At 37.7% G+C, this 21376-nt stretch carries 16 protein-coding genes, 3 tRNA genes and 3 rRNA genes (1 of these 22 only partly in view); 14 read left to right on the top strand and 8 right to left on the bottom strand.

What is annotated here, in order from left to right:
- The 5 genes from BK054_RS04770 to rrf all read left to right on the top strand — a co-directional run.
- Positions 1 to 415 (top strand): 16S ribosomal RNA (locus BK054_RS04770) (it extends 1103 nt beyond the left edge of the window).
- Positions 416 to 495: 80 nt separating this feature from the next.
- Positions 496 to 569: transfer RNA gene (locus BK054_RS04765), tRNA-Ile, on the top strand.
- A gap of 93 nt (positions 570 to 662) precedes the next feature.
- Positions 663 to 736: transfer RNA gene (locus BK054_RS04760), tRNA-Ala, on the top strand.
- A 129-nt stretch (positions 737 to 865) separates the two neighbouring features.
- A 23S ribosomal RNA gene (locus BK054_RS04755) occupies positions 866 to 3749 on the top strand.
- A 106-nt stretch (positions 3750 to 3855) separates the two neighbouring features.
- Positions 3856 to 3965 (top strand): 5S ribosomal RNA (gene rrf / locus BK054_RS04750).
- The 16S, 23S and 5S rRNA genes sit together here with 2 tRNA genes alongside, the layout of an rRNA operon.
- A gap of 158 nt (positions 3966 to 4123) precedes the next feature.
- On the opposite strand, the gene BK054_RS04745 is transcribed toward rrf, so the two are convergent.
- A complete protein-coding gene (locus BK054_RS04745; protein WP_006262419.1) occupies positions 4124 to 4588 on the bottom strand; it encodes a regulatory protein RecX in 465 nt (154 codons plus the stop codon).
- Between the two features lie 19 nt (positions 4589 to 4607).
- Positions 4608 to 5480, bottom strand: a complete 873-nt coding sequence (locus BK054_RS04740; RefSeq protein ID WP_006266691.1) for a cupin-like domain-containing protein — start codon at positions 5478 to 5480, stop codon at positions 4608 to 4610.
- Between the two features lie 215 nt (positions 5481 to 5695).
- On the opposite strand from BK054_RS04740, the gene BK054_RS04735 reads away from it, so the two are divergent.
- Positions 5696 to 6190 (top strand): DinB family protein, encoded by a 495-nt coding sequence (locus tag BK054_RS04735; protein ID WP_006259933.1) that lies wholly within the window; start codon positions 5696 to 5698, stop codon positions 6188 to 6190.
- Between the two features lie 47 nt (positions 6191 to 6237).
- Here BK054_RS04735 and BK054_RS04730 read toward each other — a convergent pair.
- Positions 6238 to 6317: transfer RNA gene (locus BK054_RS04730), tRNA-Leu, on the bottom strand.
- Between the two features lie 158 nt (positions 6318 to 6475).
- Between BK054_RS04730 and BK054_RS04725 the strand changes: the two genes are divergently transcribed.
- The 3 genes from BK054_RS04725 to pth all read left to right on the top strand — a co-directional run bounded on the left by BK054_RS04725 (position 6476) and on the right by pth (position 8750).
- Complete coding sequence (locus BK054_RS04725) at positions 6476 to 7417, top strand: ribose-phosphate pyrophosphokinase (RefSeq protein ID WP_006259932.1); 942 nt, start codon at positions 6476 to 6478, stop codon at positions 7415 to 7417.
- A gap of 28 nt (positions 7418 to 7445) precedes the next feature.
- Positions 7446 to 8054 carry a 50S ribosomal protein L25/general stress protein Ctc gene (locus BK054_RS04720; RefSeq protein ID WP_006259931.1) on the top strand — a complete coding sequence of 203 codons (609 nt, stop codon included), beginning with the start codon at positions 7446 to 7448 and terminating at the stop codon, positions 8052 to 8054.
- 129 nt (positions 8055 to 8183) lie between these two features.
- A complete protein-coding gene (gene pth, locus BK054_RS04715; protein WP_006259930.1) occupies positions 8184 to 8750 on the top strand; it encodes an aminoacyl-tRNA hydrolase in 567 nt (188 codons plus the stop codon).
- A 61-nt stretch (positions 8751 to 8811) separates the two neighbouring features.
- Here pth and aspS read toward each other — a convergent pair whose 3' ends face one another.
- From aspS to BK054_RS04700, 3 genes are all read right to left on the bottom strand, one after another.
- Positions 8812 to 10569 (bottom strand): aspartate--tRNA ligase, encoded by a 1758-nt coding sequence (gene aspS / locus BK054_RS04710; protein WP_071306993.1) that lies wholly within the window; start codon positions 10567 to 10569, stop codon positions 8812 to 8814.
- A 94-nt stretch (positions 10570 to 10663) separates the two neighbouring features.
- Positions 10664 to 11818: an MFS transporter gene (locus tag BK054_RS04705; protein ID WP_071306992.1), complete on the bottom strand. Its 1155-nt coding sequence runs from the start codon at positions 11816 to 11818 to the stop codon at positions 10664 to 10666.
- 32 nt (positions 11819 to 11850) lie between these two features.
- Positions 11851 to 12921, bottom strand: coding sequence for an NADH:flavin oxidoreductase/NADH oxidase (locus BK054_RS04700; protein ID WP_006262414.1), 1071 nt, complete (start codon positions 12919 to 12921; stop codon positions 11851 to 11853).
- 169 nt (positions 12922 to 13090) lie between these two features.
- Between BK054_RS04700 and BK054_RS04695 the strand changes: the two genes are divergently transcribed.
- Entirely contained in the window at positions 13091 to 14020 is a 930-nt protein-coding gene (locus tag BK054_RS04695) for a siderophore ABC transporter substrate-binding protein (protein WP_071307629.1), read from the top strand.
- A gap of 40 nt (positions 14021 to 14060) precedes the next feature.
- Here the strand turns inward: BK054_RS04695 and BK054_RS04690 are convergent, their stop codons facing one another.
- Positions 14061 to 14717: a metal-dependent transcriptional regulator gene (locus BK054_RS04690; RefSeq protein WP_006262412.1), complete on the bottom strand. Its 657-nt coding sequence runs from the start codon at positions 14715 to 14717 to the stop codon at positions 14061 to 14063.
- An 85-nt stretch (positions 14718 to 14802) separates the two neighbouring features.
- On the opposite strand from BK054_RS04690, the gene BK054_RS04685 reads away from it, so the two are divergent.
- Positions 14803 to 17073 (top strand): TonB-dependent receptor, encoded by a 2271-nt coding sequence (locus BK054_RS04685; protein ID WP_071306991.1) that lies wholly within the window; start codon positions 14803 to 14805, stop codon positions 17071 to 17073.
- 16 nt (positions 17074 to 17089) lie between these two features.
- Positions 17090 to 17551 carry a thioredoxin family protein gene (locus tag BK054_RS04680; protein WP_071306990.1) on the top strand — a complete coding sequence of 154 codons (462 nt, stop codon included), beginning with the start codon at positions 17090 to 17092 and terminating at the stop codon, positions 17549 to 17551.
- A gap of 594 nt (positions 17552 to 18145) precedes the next feature.
- Here the strand turns inward: BK054_RS04680 and BK054_RS04675 are convergent.
- Positions 18146 to 18781, bottom strand: a complete 636-nt coding sequence (locus tag BK054_RS04675; RefSeq protein ID WP_071306989.1) for an isochorismatase family protein — start codon at positions 18779 to 18781, stop codon at positions 18146 to 18148.
- 230 nt (positions 18782 to 19011) lie between these two features.
- Between BK054_RS04675 and BK054_RS04670 the strand changes: the two genes are divergently transcribed.
- Together BK054_RS04670 and BK054_RS04665 are read left to right on the top strand one after the other, a co-directional pair.
- Complete coding sequence (locus BK054_RS04670) at positions 19012 to 19374, top strand: BlaI/MecI/CopY family transcriptional regulator (RefSeq protein ID WP_006259921.1); 363 nt, start codon at positions 19012 to 19014, stop codon at positions 19372 to 19374.
- Positions 19375 to 19537: 163 nt separating this feature from the next.
- Entirely contained in the window at positions 19538 to 21289 is a 1752-nt protein-coding gene (locus tag BK054_RS04665) for a M56 family metallopeptidase (protein WP_232234342.1), read from the top strand.
- Positions 21290 to 21376: the final 87 nt, after the last annotated feature.

The raw sequence follows: 21376 nt of genomic DNA, 5'->3' as shown, positions 1-21376 counted from the left end.
GTTAGTTACCAGCGCGTTAAGGCGGGGACTCTAGCAAGACTGCCGGTGCAAACCGTGAGGAAGGTGGGGATGACGTCAAATCATCACGGCCCTTACGTCCTGGGCTACACACGTGCTACAATGGCAAGTACAGAAAGCAGCTACCTGGCAACAGGATGCGAATCTCCAAAGCTTGTCTCAGTTCGGATTGGAGTCTGCAACTCGACTCTATGAAGCTGGAATCGCTAGTAATCGGATATCAGCCATGATCCGGTGAATACGTTCCCGGGCCTTGTACACACCGCCCGTCAAGCCATGGAAGCTGGGGGTACCTGAAGTCGGTGACCGCAAGGAGCTGCCTAGGGTAAAACTAGTAACTAGGGCTAAGTCGTAACAAGGTAGCCGTACCGGAAGGTGCGGCTGGAACACCTCCTTTCTAGAGAATAATTATAGAAGTATGATACTTTGCTCTCGCTGTTAATACCAAAAATAGAAAAAAAGAATTAAGTAATACAGAGTCTCGTAGCTCAGCTGGTTAGAGTACTACACTGATAATGTAGGGGTCGGCAGTTCGAGTCTGCCCGGGACTACTAATTTACTAATTCGATAAGGAAATACTAGAGGTTAAACTAACCGCCCAAAAGTTACTGTTAACTGTAAGCTGTTAACCAAACACTAGATACGGGGGATTAGCTCAGCTGGCTAGAGCGCCTGCCTTGCACGCAGGAGGTCATCGGTTCGACTCCGATATTCTCCACTAGGACAGAAGTCCACAAGTTCATTGACATATTGATAAAACTTAACTAACAAAACAGTTAGAAAGAATAAAAAAGATATAGAAATATATAGAAATATATAGAAAGTACGATTCGAAAGAATTGTAAGCACATAAGCAAAATAAGGGCGTATGGGGAATGCCTAGGCTCTCAGAGGCGAAGAAGGACGTGATAAGCTGCGAAAAGCTACGGGGATTGGCACACACGAATTGATCCGTAGATATCCGAATGGGGCAACCCAGTATGTTGAAGACATACTATCCAATATGGAGGCGAACCCGCTGAACTGAAACATCTAAGTAGGCGGAGGAGAAGAAAACAAAAGTGATTCCGTAAGTAGTGGCGAGCGAACGCGGAAAAGCCCAAACCAAAGTTGTTACGGCAATTTTGGGGTTGTAGGACCACGAGATTTCTTGCGGATTTAATTAGAATTACCTGGAAAGGTAAACCAAAGAGGGTGATAGTCCCGTATAAGTAAGAGAAGATAAGAATAGTGGTATCCTGAGTAGGTCGGGGCACGTGAAACCCTGATTGAAACTGGCGGGACCATCCGCTAAGGCTAAATACTCCTGAGAGACCGATAGTGAACCAGTACCGTGAGGGAAAGGTGAAAAGAACCGTGAATAACGGAGTGAAACAGATCCTGAAACCATACGCCTACAAGCGGTCGGAGCCCCTTAGTGGGGTGACGGCGTGCCTTTTGCATAATGAGCCTACGAGTTACCGTTGCTGGCAAGGATAAGTGATTAAGTCATGGATCCGTAGCGAAAGCGAGTCTTAATAGGGCGCTTTAGTCAGTAGTGGTAGACGCGAAACCGTGTGATCTACCCATGGGCAGGTTGAAGTTTAGGTAACACTAAATGGAGGACCGAACCGTTTAACGCTGAAAAGTTTTCGGATGACCTGTGGGTAGGGGTGAAAGGCCAATCAAACTCGGAAATAGCTCGTACTCCCCGAAATGCATTTAGGTGCAGCGATGATCGATAGTTACTTAGAGGTAGAGCTACTGATTGGATGCGGGGGCTTCACCGCCTACCAATTCCTGACAAACTCCGAATGCTAAGTAATGATAATCATCAGTGAGGGCATGGGTGCTAAGGTCCATGTCCGAGAGGGAAAGAACCCAGACCATCAGCTAAGGTCCCCAAATGTATGCTAAGTTGAAAAAACGCGGTTTGATTGCCCAGACAGCTAGGATGTTGGCTTGGAAGCAGCCATTCATTTAAAGAGTGCGTAACAGCTCACTAGTCGAGCGATCGAGCATGGATAATAATCGGGCATAAGTATACTACCGAAGCTATGGATTTGCGCATTTAGTTGCGTGAGTGGTAGGGGAGCATTCTAACGGCGCAGAAGGTGATTTGTGAGAATTGCTGGAGCTTTTAGAAAAGAAAATGTAGGCATAAGTAACGATAAGGGGTGCGAGAAACACCCCCGCCGTAAGACTAAGGTTTCCTCAGCTATGCTAATCAGCTGAGGGTTAGTCGGGACCTAAGGCACACCCGAAGGGGGACGTCGATGGCCAACGGGTTAATATTCCCGTACTACTGATAATTGTGATGGAGTGACACAGTGATGAAAGCACCGCGAACTGACGGAATAGTTCGTTGAAGCACGTACCTATAGGTTTGATAGTAAAATGCGTCGAACTTGGAGAAATGCGATAGTACTTTGAGTCTTCGGACAACGAGATAGTGTGCCTAAGGGCTGTCAAGAAAAGCTTCTAAACTTAGATTATTAGTACCCGTACCGTAAACCGACACAGGTAGTCGAGGAGAGTATCCTAAGGCGCTCGAGAGATTCATGGCTAAGGAACTAGGCAAAATAGACCTGTAACTTCGGGAGAAAGGTCGCCAGCGCAAGCTGGCCGCAGTGAAAAGGTCCAGGCGACTGTTTATCAAAAACACAGGGCTCTGCAAAATCGTAAGATGACGTATAGGGCCTGACACCTGCCCGGTGCTGGAAGGTTAAGAGGAGATGTTATCTTCGGAGAAGCATTGAATTGAAGCCCCAGTAAACGGCGGCCGTAACTATAACGGTCCTAAGGTAGCGAAATTCCTTGTCGGGTAAGTTCCGACCTGCACGAATGGTGTAACGATCTGGACACTGTCTCAGCCATGAGCTCGGTGAAATTGTAGTATCGGTGAAGATGCCGATTACCCGCAGTGGGACGAAAAGACCCTGTGCACCTTTACTATAGCTTAGTATTGTTCTTGGATAAGTGATGTGTAGGATAGGTGGGAGACTGTGAAATGGCGTCGCTAGGCGTTGTGGAGTCATTGTTGAAATACCACCCTTTGCTTATTTGAGATCTAACTCCCTTATTGGGGAGGACATTGCTTGGTGGGTAGTTTGACTGGGGTGGTCGCCTCCAAAAGAGTAACGGAGGCTTCTAAAGGTTCCCTCAGCACGCTTGGTAACCGTGCGTAGAGTGCAATGGTATAAGGGAGCTTGACTGAAAGACTAACAAGTCGAACAGGTACGAAAGTAGAGCATAGTGATCCGGTGGTTCCGCATGGAAGGGCCATCGCTCAAAGGATAAAAGGTACGCCGGGGATAACAGGCTGATCTCCCCCAAGAGCTCATATCGACGGGGGGGTTTGGCACCTCGATGTCGGCTCGTCACATCCTGGGGCTGGAGAAGGTCCCAAGGGTTGGGCTGTTCGCCCATTAAAGTGGCACGCGAGCTGGGTTCAGAACGTCGTGAGACAGTTCGGTCTCTATCTACTGTGGGCGTTAGAAATTTGAGTGGATCTGATTCTAGTACGAGAGGACCGAATTGGACCAACCTCTAGTGCATCTGTTGTCTCGCCAGGGGCATCGCAGAGTAGCTACGTTGGGAAGGGATAAGCGCTGAAAGCATATAAGTGCGAAACCCACCACAAGATGAGATTTCTTTAAAGGGTCGTTGGAGATTACAACGTTGATAGGCTATAGATGTAAAGACAGTAATGTCAAAGTCGAGTAGTACTAATAACCCGTAAGCTTATGTGAATCTCCCCTTGTTTAAATACAAGGGGAGGGCAACTTTCTAAAGTATAGTTAAGTTATAATATCAATATAGTTAAAAATATTAGTTACGTTAAAGTAACAACCGATTTAAGGTGGTTATTGCAGCGGGGCTCACCTCTATCCATTTCGAACAGAGAAGTTAAGCCCGCTAGCGCAGATGGTACTGCTAACCAGTGGGAGAGTATGTCGCCGCCTTTCTTTATAGAATCCCCAATCTCGTATGAGGTTGGGGATTTTTTTGTTTATATAGGTAGGTGTATTTTGTACTTATAAACGTTTTACTGGAAAAAGTATCGTTGTTTATAACAACTTTTAAAACTTGTTCTAAGACTATAAAAAAGAGCCCTAATAGGCTCTTATTCTTTTTGAAGATCATTTACTTTATCGAGTATGTATTCCATTTCATATCCTTTTCTATGTAGGAACCCAATTAGTTTTTGTGTTTTTTTATTTATGTCTTGATCTGTTAATGATTGCCAACGTTGTTCAGCTAGTTTATTTAGGGTTTCGAAGTACATATTATCATCTATTTCAGTTAGTGCTATTTTTATTAGGTTAGCTGATATTTTTCTGATTTTAAGTTCTCCAAGTATTCTATTTTTTCCCCATCCACTGATTCTATGTTTACCTCTTGCAAAACTACGAGCAAAGCGTTCTTCGTTTAGAAATTTATTGTTAATTAAATAAACTAGTATTTCATCGTGTAGATCAGAGGAAACTTTTAAATTGTATAATTTGGATATAACTTCAGTATGACATCTGTCTTGATAAGCACAAAAATGTTCTAATTTACTTTTTGCTTGTTCTAGTGTTATGGACATATTTTTGTTCTTTTTCAATTTACTTTATTCCTAGGCTTTTATGAGTATTGATTATAGCTTTTTTATTTTTATAATCAATCCAATCCTGTCCTTTTAATCTTCTCATGAAGTTATCAAAATATCTCATTACAGTAATATTATAGATTGCTTTTCCAAGGTTACTATATTTAGAAGGGAATGCTCTTAGACTCATAGATATACTTGGCGTAAGGTATTTCATATAGTGCCAATAACCTTCAGGCATATAAAGCATTTCTCCATGTTTTAGATTACAGATATATCCTTTTGCATATTTTAAAGCAGGCCATTTATCAAAATCAGGATTGTCAAAATCAATGTCTTCTCTGGATATTAATGCATGCGGTATTTTATACATATATTTTGTTTGGTCTGGTGAAAATAGCATACATTGCTTTTCTCCATTAAAATTGAAATGTAATATATTAGAATAATCAATATCAAAATGCATGAAGACTTTTGAGTTTGTTCCTCCAAAAAATAACATTGGAAGTTGTTTTACTAGACGAAGTCCTAGTTTTGGCCATTTAAAATCACTCTTAAGACTTGGAACTTCTTTCATTATATTATATAGAAAGATTCTATAATTTGTTGGGCCTTTTTCAAGTAGTTCTATGTAATCAGCCATCTTCATTGTTGCATGTGCTTCATTAAAACCATCTTTATGAGAAACAGGTCTATCATCATATAGTGGTATTATTTTTTCACCTGCTATTTCCTTTATATAATTTAAGCGCCATTTTTCGTAAGCAAGCCAATCTTCAGTTAAGTTTTCTATTACAACAGGAATCTGTTTTTTAAAATATTTTTCAATAAAGTCTTTTTCAGAGATAGATTTTACCCTTTCTATTTCTTGAAGTTGTAATTTTTTCATGCTATTTTACATTAGTCTTTCTTTAAGTACTATCATATTAAATTTATGTAACCTCAAATTTAATAAATCATTATTGGTTTTTAATGTTAGTAGCTTGTAAAATAAGCTTCGAGATAGCAAATTGATTTATTATCGACTAATAGTAAGTGATTGCATATTTAACAGTTGGTACAGTAAAATCTATTTGTAATAGTCGTATATTTAAAATAAAAATTATGAGTATAACTAAGAGTTATTTGTTAGAGTTAGGACATGAGTTAAATAGTACAAAGAAGATAGTAGCTTGTGTACCTAATGATAAATGGGGCTGGAAGCCTCATGAAAAGTCTATGAACTTAGGTGATTTGGCAAAGCATATTGTAGAATTAACAATTTGGACTGAGAATATCCTAACAAAGGATAGTTTGGATTTTCAAATAGATTACAAGCCTTTAGAAGCACAAACTACAGAAGAGTTGTTGGTTCTTTTAGACAAGTATGAAAAGGCTGTTATATCAGCTTTAAATATGTTTGATGAGGAAAAGTGGATGTCTGAATGGAAGTTAAAGTCAGGAGATCATATAATCGTTGCTATGCCAAAGGTTGGAGCTAATCGATTTATTGTAAATAACCATATTTATCACCATAGAGGACAATTATCAGTTTATTTGCGTTTATTAGATGTAGCTATTCCAGGAATGTATGGACCTTCAGCTGATGATGTTAAATAAATTATATAAATTAAAAAAGCCTAACTCAATGAGTTAGGCTTTTTTTGTGCCCGGAGTGGGAATCGAACCCACACTCCGAAGAACACGAGTTTGAGTCGTGCGCGTCTACCAATTCCGCCATCCGGGCTGATGACTTATTGTTTGTGAGTGCAAATGTAGATAAAAAAAATTAGGTACAAAGAAAAAATATAAAAAAAATCGTTTTCTCAATTTATATTTTATAAATTTGCACCGCTTAATAAAAACAGTTAAGCTCTAACTCGCAACATAACAACTAATTATATAATGTCATATTTCGAACCAGACGCTAAGATTTTTGCATGTGCTCAGAGCGTTGAGCTTGCTGAGAAAATTGCAAAAGCATACGGAGTAGAATTAGGAAAAGTAACTCTATCACATTACAGTGATGGAGAGTTTCAACCTTCTTTTGAAGAATCAATTAGAGGACGAAGAGTTTTCTTAGTATGTTCTACATTTCCGTCATCAGATAATCTGATGGAATTGTTACTAATGTGTGATGCTGCTAAACGTGCATCAGCAAGACATATTACAGCTGTAATTCCTTATTTTGGATGGGCTAGACAGGATAGAAAGGACAAACCAAGGGTTCCGATTGGAGCGAAATTAGTTGCTAAATTGCTTGAATCAGCAGGGGCAACACGTATCATGACAATGGATTTACATGCTGATCAAATCCAAGGATTCTTTGAAAAACCAGTGGATCATTTATATGCATCTACAATCTTTTTACCGTATGTAAAAAGTTTGAAACTTGATAATTTAACAATTGCGTCTCCTGATATGGGAGGATCTAAGAGAGCATATGCTTATTCTAAGTTCTTAGAATCAGATGTAGTAATTTGTTATAAACAACGTAAGCAAGCTAATGTTATAGATAAAATGGAGTTAATAGGAGATGTTACAGGACGTAACGTAATCTTAGTTGACGATATGATTGATACAGGAGGTACTTTAGCTAAAGCAGCTGATATGATGATGGAGCGTGGAGCATTAAGTGTTAGAGCTATATGCACACATGCTATTTTATCAGGAAGTGCTTATGAGAAAATAGAACAATCAGCTATTCAAGAATTAATCGTTACAGATTCAATTCCTCTGAAGAAGCCTTGTGATAAAATAAGAGTATTAAGTTGTGCTCCATTATTTGCAGAAGTAATGCACAATGTACATGCTAACGAGTCTATTAGTAAGACTTTTGTAGTTTAGAATTTATTAATTTTTTAAATATATTTAAATGAAATCAATTACGATTAAAGGATCTGAAAGAGAAAGCGTAGGTAAAGTATCAACTAAAGCCTTACGTAATGCTGGAATGGTACCTTGCGTGTTATACGGAGGAACTGAAGCAGCTGTGCATTTTTCTGCTGAAGAAAAAGCATTCAAAAATTTAGTTTACACTCCAAACGTACACACAGTGGTAATTGAGTTGGAAGGTGGAAAAAAATTCAACGCTATCTTACAAGATATCCAATTCCACCCAGTAAGCGATAAAATCTTACACATCGATTTCTATCAATTACATGACGATAAAGAAATTACATTAGACGTACCAGTTAAAATCACTGGAAACTCTAAAGGAGTAATGGCTGGAGGGGTATTAAACCTAAACTTACGTAAATTAAAAGTTAAGGCTTTACCAGCTAACTTACCTGACTTCGTAGAAGTAAACATTTCTAACTTAGAAATGGGGAACAAATTATATGTTACTGATGTACCTGTTAACAATTACAAATTGTTACACACTGATAACACTGTAATCTGTCAAGTAAGAATTTCTCGTGCAGCTATGAAAGCAGCTCAAGAAGCAGCAAAAGCAGCAAAAGCTACTCCAAAGAAAAAATAATTCTTTTGAGAAGATATTTATTAGAAGCACCTGTGTTTACACAGGTGCTTTTTTTGTGCCTTAAAATAAGGTTACTTCTTTGCTTTAATGTACTTTTGTAACGCAATTAATTATGTCATTAATAGAAGGATGAAGAAATTTTTAATTATAGGACTTGGGAATATTGGTGCTGAGTATATCAACACACGTCATAATATCGGTTTTAAAGTTGTAGACGAAATAGCTAATGAGCTTGGAGGTGATTGGCAAACTGTGAAATTAGGAAGCTTAGCTGAAGTAAAGATAAAAGGAAGAACACTTTTATTATTAAAGCCTAATACATATATGAATTTAAGTGGTAAGGCAGTTCAGTATTGGATGGAGAAAGAAAAGATACCAGTAGAGAATATTTTAGTGATTACAGATGATTTAAATCTTGCTTTTGGAACAATAAGAATCAAACCAAAAGGATCTGATGGCGGACACAATGGATTAAAAAGTATTCAAGGTACTTTAAACTCTGCTGCATATCCTCGTTTTAGATTTGGTATCAGCGATGAATTTAAGAAAGGACAGCAAGTTGATTATGTTTTAGGGGTATGGGATGAGAAAGAGAAAGAACAGTTGCCAGAGCGTCTTAAAATGGCTTCTAAAGCCGTACAAGAGTTTGCTTTGGGAGGATTGAATAATGCTATGAATACTTATAACGGAAAGTAGATTAAGTAGAGCTTATAAAGTAAAAAAGGAGTTACTCATTGAGTAACTCCTTTTTTTATCATTATACCTGTGGTTTTACCACGTTGATATGTAATTCTTCTAATTGTTCTGGAGTGATAGTTGACGGAGCGTCAATCATTACATCTCTACCAGAGTTGTTTTTAGGGAATGCGATGAAGTCTCTAATCGTCTCTTGACCCCCTAAGATAGCTACTAATCTATCTAAACCAAAAGCTAAACCTCCATGAGGTGGTGCTCCATATTGGAATGCATTCATTAAGAAACCAAATTGTTTTTCAGCTTCTTCTTTGCTAAATCCAAGGTGTTTAAACATTAACTCTTGAGTAGCCTTATCGTGAATACGAATAGAACCTCCTCCGATTTCGTTACCGTTTAATACCATATCATAAGCATTAGCACGTACTTTACCTGGGTCAGTATCTAATAATGGAATATCTTCTACTTTAGGTGAAGTAAATGGGTGGTGCATAGCGAAGTAACGTCCAGCTTCTTCATCATATTCGAATAGAGGGAAGTCGATAACCCATAATGGTGCGAACTCATCAGACTTTCTTAATCCCATACGATTACCTAATTCCATACGTAGAGCACTTAATTGAGCTCTTGTTTTATTCGCAGGACCTGAAAGTACTAAGATTAAGTCACCAGCTTTAGCACCTGTCACCTCAGCCCATTGCTTAAGATCTTCTTGATCATAGAATTTATCTACAGAAGATTTATATGATCCATCAGCTTCACATTTACAGTACACCATACCAGAAGCACCTACTTGTGGGCGTTTTACCCAATCAATAAGAGCATCTATCTCTTTACGAGTGTATGAAGCAGCACCAGGTACAGCGATACCTACTACTAACTCTGCACTATTAAATACACCGAATTCTTTATGTTGAGCTACAGCATTTAACTCACCGAACTCCATCCCAAAACGGATATCTGGTTTGTCATTACCATATTTGCGCATTGCTTCTTCGAAAGTCATACGAGGGAACTTATCAACTTCAATTCCATGAACTGATTTTAATAAATGTCTAGTCATTCCTTCGAATGTATCCATAACATCTTCTTGGTTTACGAATGCCATTTCACAGTCTATCTGAGTAAACTCAGGCTGTCTATCAGCACGTAAATCCTCGTCACGGAAACACTTTACTATTTGGAAGTATCTATCCATACCACCTACCATTAACAGCTGTTTGAATGTTTGTGGTGATTGTGGTAAAGCGTAGAATTCTCCAGCATTCATACGAGAAGGCACTACGAAGTCACGTGCTCCTTCAGGAGTAGAGCTAATTAAGTAAGGAGTTTCTACCTCACAGAAATCTTGAGCAGAAAGATAATTTCTTACCTCTTGAGCTACCTTGTGTCTAAACAATAAATTGTTCTTCACTGGATTTCTACGGATATCTAAGTAACGGTATTTCATACGGATATCTTCTCCACCATCAGTATCATCTTCGATAGTAAATGGAGGAACAGCAGATTCGTTTAATACTGTTAGCGTATCTACTAAAATCTCAATATCTCCAGTAGGGATATTTGGGTTTTTAGAAGCGCGTTCGATTACTTGTCCTTTTACTTGAATTACAAACTCTCGTCCTAGGTTTTTAGCTGCTTCGAATACTGCTTTATCAGTTCTCTCTGCATCAAAGATTAATTGTGTAATCCCGTAACGGTCACGTAAATCAACCCAAATCATAAAACCTTTATCGCGATGCTTGCTTACCCATCCTGATAGGGTAACTTCTGTATTTATATCCGAAGCTCTTAAGGCTCCGCAATTATGCGTTCTGTACATTGCTAAAAATTATTTCCTACAAATTTATAAACTTATTATGAATGATAGAATAAAAGCCAAAACAATATGTCTTAGATTTTATAAATATCTATTTTTAAGCTATTTCCCTTTTTTTTATTTTGATAAATACATAAGCCAATATCGCCCCACATAGTGCTAATCCTGCCCCTACCCATTCAGGAGAGTTGTATCCTAACCCCATGGTGATAGGTAGTCCTCCTAATGAGGCTCCTAATGCATTACCAATATTGAAGGATGCTTGTCCAGCTGAAGCAGCTAACATTTCAGAACCTTTCGCATTGTTGATTAATAACATCTGTAAAGGAGAACCGATTGTGAAAGCAACTAATCCAGTGATAAGAGACATCGCATAAGCCATCCATTGAATATGTACTGTGTAATATACAATAATTAAACAAGTTGCCATTGCACAGAAAGAGAAAATAACGGCTTTAGCAGGCGGGAAGGTATCGGCTAATTTTCCTCCTACGAAGTTTCCTAAGAACATACCTAACCCTACTAGGGTCATGACTAAAGGTATTTTTGCTTCTGATATTAAAGCGATATTAGTCATCATCGGTGCGATATAACTGATCCAAGCAAATAGTCCTCCTGTACCTATAGAGATTAAGGCTACCAATACCCATGCAATAGGTGTTTTAAAGAAAGCGGTTTGTTTCTTTAGATTTGTCTCTTTGTCTGCTTCTAACTTAGGTATCCAAAATGCGATAGTGATAGCAGATACGATTCCTAAAGAAGCGATTAACATATAGGCTGTTCTCCATGAATACTCTTGTCCGATGTAGGTACTCAATGGCACTCCTACTAGATTAGCGGTAGTAAGCCCTGCGAACATGATGGCTACTGCTTGAGCCTCTTTTCCTTTTTGAGCTAATCGTGTTGCTACCACAGACCCTACCCCAAAGAATGCTCCATGAGGAAGTCCTGACATAAAACGAGAAATAATTAATGTTGTATAACTTGGAGACAATACGAATAGTAAGTGAAAGAATGAGAACATCACCATTAATGCTATCAATACTTTATGAGGAGCATATTTATTAGAAGACATGACCAATAATGGAGCCCCTACTACTACCCCTAATGCATAAGTAGAGATGAAGTTACCCGCTTTAGGTATGCTTATTTGTAAGTCTTTAGCGATGTCAGGTAGTAGTCCCATCATTGAGAATTCTGTCATTCCGATGGCTAGCCCACCTACAGCTAATGCTATTAAACTTTTGTTCATTGTTGTTTTACTGAGTTTGATTTTATGTACTATTATAATGTTTCTTTTCCTCTTTCGTATTGATTTGCCCATGCTAGACTTACACCTAGTTCATTAGCCGCTCTCATGACGAAGTGAGGATCTCTTAGAAATTCTCTACCGAGTAAGATACAGTCAGCTTGATTGGCCTTCAGGATATCTTCTGCCTGTTGTCCTGTTTTGATTAGACCTACTGTTCCTACTAATATATTGGACTGTTGTTTGATTGCTTCAGCAAAAGGAACCTGATAATTAACCTCAACTTTTATTTGTTGATGTCTTACTAGCCCTCCTGTACTCACATCTATAAGTTCTACCCCTTTATCATATACTATTTTAGCGAGTTCTATACTTTCTTCTAGAGTCCAACCTCCATCAGCCCAGTCAGTGGCTGATATTCTTAACCACAGACTTTGTGTAGTCAAGACAGATTTAACAGCCTCTATGACTTCTAAGACTAATCTGATTCTATTCTCAAAAGTTCCTCCATACTCATCTGTACGCAGATTGGTTAAGGGAGATAAGAACTGATGTAGTAAGTAACCATGAGCACCGTGTAGCTCTATGATTTCATAGCCTGCTTTTACAGCGCGTTCAGCCCCTTGTCTAAAAGCATCTATTATTCTCTTTATCTCTGCAGTATCCATTGCTATCGGAAGGTTTTCTGCTTCGTTGAAGGCAATAGCTGATGGAGCTATAGTTTGCCACCCGTTCTCATTATTGGGAGCTATCTGTGCTCTATTTATCCAAGGCTTGTCACAGCTTGCCTTTCTTCCTGCATGGGCTAACTGTATACCAGGTACAGTACCTTGACTTTTTATAAACTCCGTTATCTGCTTTAGTTTCACTATATGTTCATCAGACCATATTCCTAAATCAGCATAGGTTATTCTACCTTCAGGAGTCACAGCAGTCGCTTCTTGTACAATGGCAGCAGCTTTTCCTATCGCAAATTGACCATAGTGTACAAGGTGCCAATCACTCGCAAAACCATCTTTTGCAGAATACTGACACATAGGTGAAACAATGATTTTGTTGTGTAAAGTGTTGTCCCTTAGTTTTAAAGGAGAAAATAAAGTTTTCATAATTTGTGTGTTGTTTGGTGGTGCAAAATTATTAAATCCAAAATAGAATAGAAGGTCTTTTGTCCTAAAAGATATTTTTAGCAATAAAAGTTACAATAATTTGAGGAGTTCTTCTCAAGTAACCCTATATTTGTTATTTATAATTAATTTAAATAAAGACATAATGAGAATGACTTTTAAGGTTATTACTAGCACAGTACTAGCAGCTATGCTTTTTGTAGGTTGTAAGAAAGAAAACACTAAAGCTTCTTCTGAAGAGACGATTACGATAGAGAACATGGGTAGATCAGTTAGTTTTAATAAAAAACTAGAGAATGTAGTTGTGTTCGACGTGGGAGCGATGGAGAATATGGCAGAATTAGGCATACCATTTAAGGGAATGGCTAAGGTATACAGCCCTAACTTCCTATCTAAATATGCAGATGATGAGAGTATTGTGAACGTAGGATCTTTTATGCAGCCTAACTATGAGTTAGTAAGTTCTGTAGATCCAGACCTGATCATTATGAGTAACTGGTTTGATAAAGACTATCCAGAGTTCGCTAAAATAGCACCTACGATCTCTTTAGGAATATCAGGAAGTAATTATTTAGCAAGTACAAAAGACAATCTGAAAACAATTGGTTCTGTCTTTCAAGTAGAAGATAAGGCAGATAAATTGATCGAGAATATCGATACAAAAGTAGCTGAGATGAAAGAAGTGATTAATAAGAGCGATGCTAAAGCTTTATTAATCCTGTATAACAATAAGAGTTATAGTGCCTTCGGAGAGGACTCTCGCTATGGATATATCTTTAATGATCTAGGAGTGAAGTCTGCAGCTGCTGGTCTAATGGGGGGAAGCGATCACGGTAATGTAGTATCTAGTGAGTTCGTACTAGAGCACAACCCTGATATTATCTTTATCATCGATAGAGGTGCTGTAATGGAAAATGTAAATGCTGATAAGAAAGAAGTAGAGAACCCATTGATTCAAAAGACTAATGCATATAAGAATGGAAAGATTGTTTATCTAGATCCTAATGCATGGTATCTAGCAGGAGGAGGGTATATCTCTCTAAACATTATGTTAGATGAAGTAATGAAAGCGTACAAATAATAAAGTAAAAAGCTTCTCGAAAGAGAAGCTTTTTTTATGTCTATTGTTTTTTAACGAACAGATTACTTGCTATTTTTTTGGTGATAGTGATCGTATGGTCATCTACTCTGATGGTGTACGACTGATCAAAAGGCTCTATATCTAATATCTCTAGTTTTGATCCTAACGATATTTTCTGTTTATCCAAGTATTGTAAGAACTCTGTAGAAGAATCTTTCACCCCTACGCATACCACTTCTTTATTAGCTTCTACTTCAGATAATAACTTCTTATCTATCTGTTTTATTTCTCCTTTTTCGTTAGGAATAGGGTCTCCATGAGGATCTTCTGTTGGGAATCCTAGAAATGCATCTAGTTTGTTAATTAACTTCTCTGACTTTATATGTTCTAGTTCTTCTGCGACATCGTGAACTTCATCCCAATTAAATCCAAGTTTATCCACTAAGAATACCTCCCATAGTCTGTGCTTTCTCACGATCATCTTAGCAGCCATAACTCCCTTAGGAGTAAGTGTAACTCCTTGATACTTTTGATATTTAATCAGCTCCTTATCATTTAGCTTCTTTATCATATCTGTCACAGATGAGGCTTTAGTTTCGATTTTTGCAGCAATAGCATTAGTCGAAATTCCTTGAGTTTGCCCTAGTGATAAATGGAATATAGTTTTTAAATAATTCTCTTCTGAATAGGTAAGCATGGATTGTTTTTTTGTTTAAATACAAAGTTAGTGTTTTTTTAATTACAAATTAATTTTTAGCTTTGCCTAAATTTAATTAAAAGCCATGTGTAAAAGTATTTTTAAACTTGTAACAATAAATATTTTTCTTTGTCTCTTTTTTGCATTGAATTCCTATGCTCAAAATATCAAAGGAAAAGTTCTTTCTAATGGTACTGTGCTTTCTTATGCTACAGTTACCTTAGTAGGGACAGATAAGGGAGTAGTCACTGATGAGCAAGGTGGTTTTACTTTCGAGTCAGTAAAAGAAGGAACCTATACTGTGAAGGCAGACTTCGTAGGTTTTGCAGCTCAGACTAAAAAGGTAACTGTAAAAGGAACTCAGACCAGTACAGTATCTTTCGACCTAAAAGAAGATGCTAATCTAGATGAGATCGTTATCTCGGGTACACTGAAGCCTGTGCTAAAGTCAGAAGCAGTAGTACCTGTAGAGATATATACGCCAGCATTCTTTGAGAAGAATCCTACTGCTAGTTTATTTGACGCTGTACAGATGATTAACGGAGTACAACCTCAGCTAAACTGTAATGTATGTAATACGGGAGACATCCATATCAATGGTATGGAAGGGCCGTATACTATGATCCTGATCGATGGTATGCCTATCGTATCTTCTCTATCGACTGTATACGGGCTATTCGGTATCCCGACGAATATGATCGAGAGAGTAGAAGTAGTTAAGGGACCAGCCTCTTCACTATACGGAACAGAAGCGATGGGTGGTATTATCAACGTGATTACTAAAGATCCAGAGCACGCAGCGAAGTTAAGCGTAGATGCGTTCAGCACGACTTGGTTAGAAAACAATATAGATTTAGGAGCTAGTTATAAACTAGGGAATAAAGTAAAAGGACTTTTCGGAGGGAACTACTTTAAGTTCGGAGAACGAAAAGATAAAAACGGGGATGGTTTTACAGATGTAACACAACAAGACAGAGTATCTCTATTCAATAAAGTATCTCTAAAGAGAAAGGATGATAAAGTAGCTAGTCTTGCACTGCGCTATGTATATGAAGACAGATGGGGAGGAGAGACTAACTGGAAGCGCAAGCAACACCGTGGAGGAGAAGAGGTATATGCAGAGAGCATCTTCACTAACCGCTTCGAAGCGATAGGGATGTACCAGCTACCGACTACAGAGAATATCTATACACAGTTCTCTTACATCTATCACAAGCAGAATTCTATGTATGGACCAGAGTCTTATGATGCGAAACAACAAGTAGCTTTCGCTCAAGCTTATTGGGATAAGACCTTAGGAAACCACAGTCTTTTACTAGGTTCGTCATTTAAGTACACTTATTATGATGACAATACTCGTGCTACGGGTATCTATGATGAAAACGGATTAGTAAAGAATCAACCAGAAGAAACACCGATACCAGGTATCTTCATCCAAGATGAATGGACGCTTAATAAAAAGAATAAATTATTATTAGGATACCGTTTTGACTATGATAAGACCCATAAGGGGATTCACTCTCCACGAGTAGGATATAAGTACACACCTCATCCACACCATACCTTAAGAGGAAGTTTTGGTACAGGGTTCCGTGTAGTGAATGTCTTCACAGAAGATCACAGAGCGTTATCAGGAGCTAGAGAAGTAGTATTCGCTGAGAAACTAGACCCGGAGAAATCATACAATGCTAATATCAACTATACAGTGAAAGTACCTTCTAATTTCGGAGTGTTTAATTTCGATTTGAACGGGTTCTATACTTATTTCACGAATAAGATTGATGCAGATACAGATACAGACCAGACTAAGATTATCTATGCTAACCTAGATGGGCACGCTATCTCTAAAGGAGTATCTCTTAACGTAGATGTGACATTTGACTTCCCACTGAAGTTGATGGCAGGAGCTACTTATATGGATGTATTCAGAAAAGAGGATGGAGTACGAGAGCAAATATATCACTCTCCTAAATGGTCAGGTAACTTTATCGCAAGTTATAACTTCGGTAGTGGATTCACTGCAGATTTAACATCAGACTGGAAAGGACCGATGAGATTGCCACGCGTAGAGAATGACTATAGACCAGAGTACTCACCATGGACAGTATTAGCAAATATCCAAGTGACTAAGAAGTTTAACAACGGATTCGAAGTATACGGAGGAGTGAAGAACTTATTCAACACGCTACCAAAAGAAGACCCGATCTCTAGATGGTGGGATCCATTCGGAGAGCCAGGTAATGGTGTAGCACCACCTCCTGGTAGAAATGATGTAATCTTCGAACCAAACGATTATAGTTATACTCCATTACAAGGGATAAGAGGATTCTTAGGAGTGAGATATAACATTTTTTAGTTAGAACATAAGCAGAATGACGAGATTTTATTTTTTTTTCATGTTTAGTTATTTCTTTGGGTTAGCGCTCTATGCTCAACCCAAAGAGATAATGTTTTCGGAGTTAGAGCAAGTGATGGCTACTGATCCTAAACCTGTTGTCGTATTTATGCATACAGACTGGTGTAGCTATTGTGCTCTGATGGAAAAGAAGACGTTGAACAATGATAAAGTGATGCAGAAGTTAGATGAAGACTTTTATTTCATCTCTTTTAATGCAGAACAAGAGGAAGCTATAGAGTATAAAGGAAAGCGTTATGAGCTGAGAAAGATTGGTGTCCATGCAAAGCAGCACGAGTTAGCAAAAGAATTAGCTCAGTCTAATGCTTATCCAGCTGTTATATTTCTTAATGAGAAACTAGAGATCATGTATAGACATTTTGCGTATGTACGATCTAATGATATGTATAAACTACTGAATGCTATAAAACCTTCTTAGCATTTAGAATAATAAGACTAGATACAGTACAGAACGTTAAGCGTATATGTATTGGCGATTTAATAGTTGCAGTACTAGTACATCTGTACGTATACATTTGTATTAGATACATAGTTAGTTAGAATTATGTTGCAGGCCTTACACAGTATACCATTGTGTAAGGCCTTTTTTTGTTTAGTAATGTTTGATGTACTGTGTGCTGTACAGAAGGCATTACTCCTAATTTTCTTTTTACTTTCTTACTTACATAAAGCCATTATGGTTTAGTTAATGCCGATTTGATTTCGATGTGCTAGGCTAGTGGTCGGCTTATTTATGGTGTTTTTAAGCCGAGCACATGCCCAGCACAAGCCGACCACAAGCCGACCACCCTGTCTAAAAACATAAAAAAGACTATCTTTTGATCGTTTTGTTGGGATTAATAGGTTGGGAGATGTTACTTTTTTATTGAGGTTAATGAATATCGTATGAGGAGGGAGTTTACTAGTATATATAATATAGAGTAAATAAGACGTTGGTCATAGTGACAAGAAATTTAGAAAACAAAAAAAGGAGTGATAAGCATCACTCCTTTATATAGAACTCGGTTTATGATTATTTTTCTAAAGCTACTTCTTGTGCTTTCACATAGCTTTCTATTAATGCTTGGTAGTTAGGCATTACAGAAGACATTCCCTTAGCGTATACAGCCGCATCTTTATGTCTCCATGTTTTTAGGATTTCACTTAGTACAGCAGTCGTTGTGATAGGAATTACTCCAGCCATCATCAGTCTATTCATCGTTACTTGTGTAGACATTGGACTCATATCACCAGAAGCATCGATAACAGCGAATACTTCAAATCCTTCTGCCGCAGCTGAGATAGCTGGGAAAGCCACACATACACTTGTCAATACTCCTGCGATCACTAGTTTTTTCTTTCCTGTAGCTCTTACTGCATCTGCAAATTCCTTAGTATCCCATGCGTTTACTTCTCCGTTTCTCCCTATGTATTGTGCATGAGGAGCTAGTTGGTGAATCTCTGGCATTAGTGGGCCATTAGGTCCTTTTGGCTCAGATGCTGTTGTGATTACTGGGATGTTCTCCACGGCTGCGATTTCTGCTAATACTTTTACATTTTCTCTAAGTGTAGCTACTTCGATATCTTTTACTGTTTGGAATAATCCACTTTGGTGATCGATTAATAAAAATGCTACGTCGTCTGCGTTTATACGTGTTAACTTGTTCATGGTAATTTATATTTTAATTAATTTTCTGTATCAAAAATACATTGATACTTAGTCAAGTACACTTAATCTAAATTAAGAAGAGATTGAGCGCATTGCTTTATTGATAAGGGATAAAGACTGTTTAGCTATTCAGATTAGCTTATTGACCTTTATTATTTCAATTAAAAACTAAACAATTAGTTTGATAACTAATAAAATAGTTATATGTTTGTGTATATCAAATCAGGATTATGGAAAAATTGACCAATAAAGAAGAAGAGATTATGTGCATCCTTTGGAAGTTAGAAAAGGGATTTGTGAATGATATTCTAGAGCACATGCCAGAGCCTAAGCCACATTATAATACACTCTCTACGCTAGTCCGTATATTAGAAGAAAAAGGGGTCGTGTCTTATAAAGCTTATGGCAAGTCACATCAGTACTATCCTCTAGTGAAGAAAGAAGACTATCGAAAGATGTTTATGGAAGAGACCATGGAGAAGTACTTTGATAATTCGTTTAGTAATCTAGTGAGTTTCTTCGTGAAGGATAAGAAATTATCTAAGACAGAGCTAGAGGAACTAATGGATATTATAGAAAAGAATAAAAAATAGTTTGATTATCAACCAACCAATCAACTGAATTATGACACCTATTCTTATATATATATTGAAGGTAAATGGGCTACTGCTGGTAGTGTATTTATGCTATAAACTGTTTTTACAGAAAGAGACGTACGTCAAGACGAATCGATTGTATTTTATAAGTGGTATTTTTTTGAGTTTAATATTGCCTTTGCTTACTTATACGAAGGTAGAAACTATCAACTTAGCGCCAATGCCTCTCCCGATTGTGGATGTGATGGAGGATGTGGAACTAGTACAGGAGAAGAGTCTATGGACGATGAATGAGGTGTACCAGTATACATCTTATCTTTATTTAACGATCACGCTGTTGAGCCTTTTGTGGTTTGGGTATAAACTGATCAAGTTAACTAGACGTATTAGTAATATGCCTCAGACGGCTATTCATCAGAATATACGAGTAGATAGAGCGAGTAGTGATGCTTATTCGTTTCTACACTATATCGTATTGCCAAAGGATTATGAAGAGTTGAACCAGCTAGAGGTAGTGTTGCTCCACGAGGAAGTACACGTACAGCAGAAGCACAGCTTAGATCTTATCTTCTTAGAGGGGTTAAAACACGTATTCTGGTTCAATCCGATGATACGACTACTACAGAAAGAGGTGAACCTAAATCTAGAGTATATCGTAGATCAAGAGATTGCGAAACGAGAGGATAGTTATACGTATCAGCGTGCACTCGTACTATACGAGTCTAATAAGATAGCGTGTGTACCTGTGGTGAATACTTTTGGTTCTTCAGATCTGAAGAAGCGTATATTAATGCTTAACAACCCAAAATCAACTAATATGAAACGTTTAAAATTATTATTAATCACTCCTGTATTAGCAGGGTTCTTTTTCCTCTTTCAGATAGAGGTAAAAGCGAAGTATATAGAGAGTCCAGCTTTTGAAGAAGATCATGTAGAAGACACTTTATTAGATGAGTATACAAGTATGACTACTGAAGTAGAAGAGGATCAACTAGATCAATCTGGTAAAAAGAAGGCTCCTAGTCATGATGATATGGCAGCAATAGCGGAAGAAGCTATAAGAATAGGAGAGGAAGCGTCTAGACTAGTGGATGAAAGTGAGCGTATAAGAGAAGAGGCGGAGCGCGTAAGTAAAGAGATACTAGAAGAGAGAAAAGTAATTCTAGCTAAGGCGGAGGAGATGAGAAAAGTGAATTTAGCTAAAACAGATCGTGAACGAAAAGAAATTCTGGCTAAAGTAGAGAAGATAAAAAAAGAAAGCTTAAGTAAAGCAGAAGAAGCACGAAAAGTCGCTTTAAAAACACGAGAAGAAAGTCTAGCTAAAGCTGGGATAGCTCGAGCCAATGCAATAACAGAAGTGAAGAATAGAGAATGGAAAGTTAAAGCAAACAAAGTTGAAATTGATTTTTCAGAAGATACGGTAATAGATGGTGAGAATGTAGTTATCATTAAATCAGGTAAACGCAGTAAAGGAGAGTTTGTGTATTATGTAAACGGAAAGCTGTATTATGAGAGTAATAAACATGAAGCAGAAGCGCTAGTAGAGAAGTATGGTGCTAAAGGTGTACGTGTTTATAGTAGAGCAGCTGCAGCTGACGAACTTGGCTATACGGGTAATGGTAGTGTGTTTGGCTTTACATTAATGACAGATGAGGATCGTGCGAATGAAGCTAGAGTAGAAGCCTTAACTAAAAAATATAAAGAAAAAGTCATCAAGGATATGACTCAAGTACAGAATAGTGACTATAAAGGATTAGTGTATATCAATGGTGTGAAGAAGTCTGCTGAAGATCTAAAAAATATACGCACAGATAAAATGGTGTCAATGGATGTATTTAAAGGAGATGCAGCAGTCAAAAAATATGGTGAAGAAGGAAGAGAAGGTGTTATCCTAATACGTGTAAAACCTTAAGTGTGATTCTTATATAAGATTATGTTAGCGAGTAATTAACCTCATCAATATGATGAGGTTAATTTTTTTAATATAAATAGTATTAAT

It is taken from the genome of Myroides sp. ZB35 (genome assembly GCF_001865835.1).
GTDB classification, from domain to species: Bacteria; Bacteroidota; Bacteroidia; order Flavobacteriales; family Flavobacteriaceae; genus Flavobacterium; species Flavobacterium odoratimimum.
The sequence above is the reverse complement of the archived record's forward strand: the minus strand, read 5'-3'. Positions and strand labels throughout refer to the sequence as shown.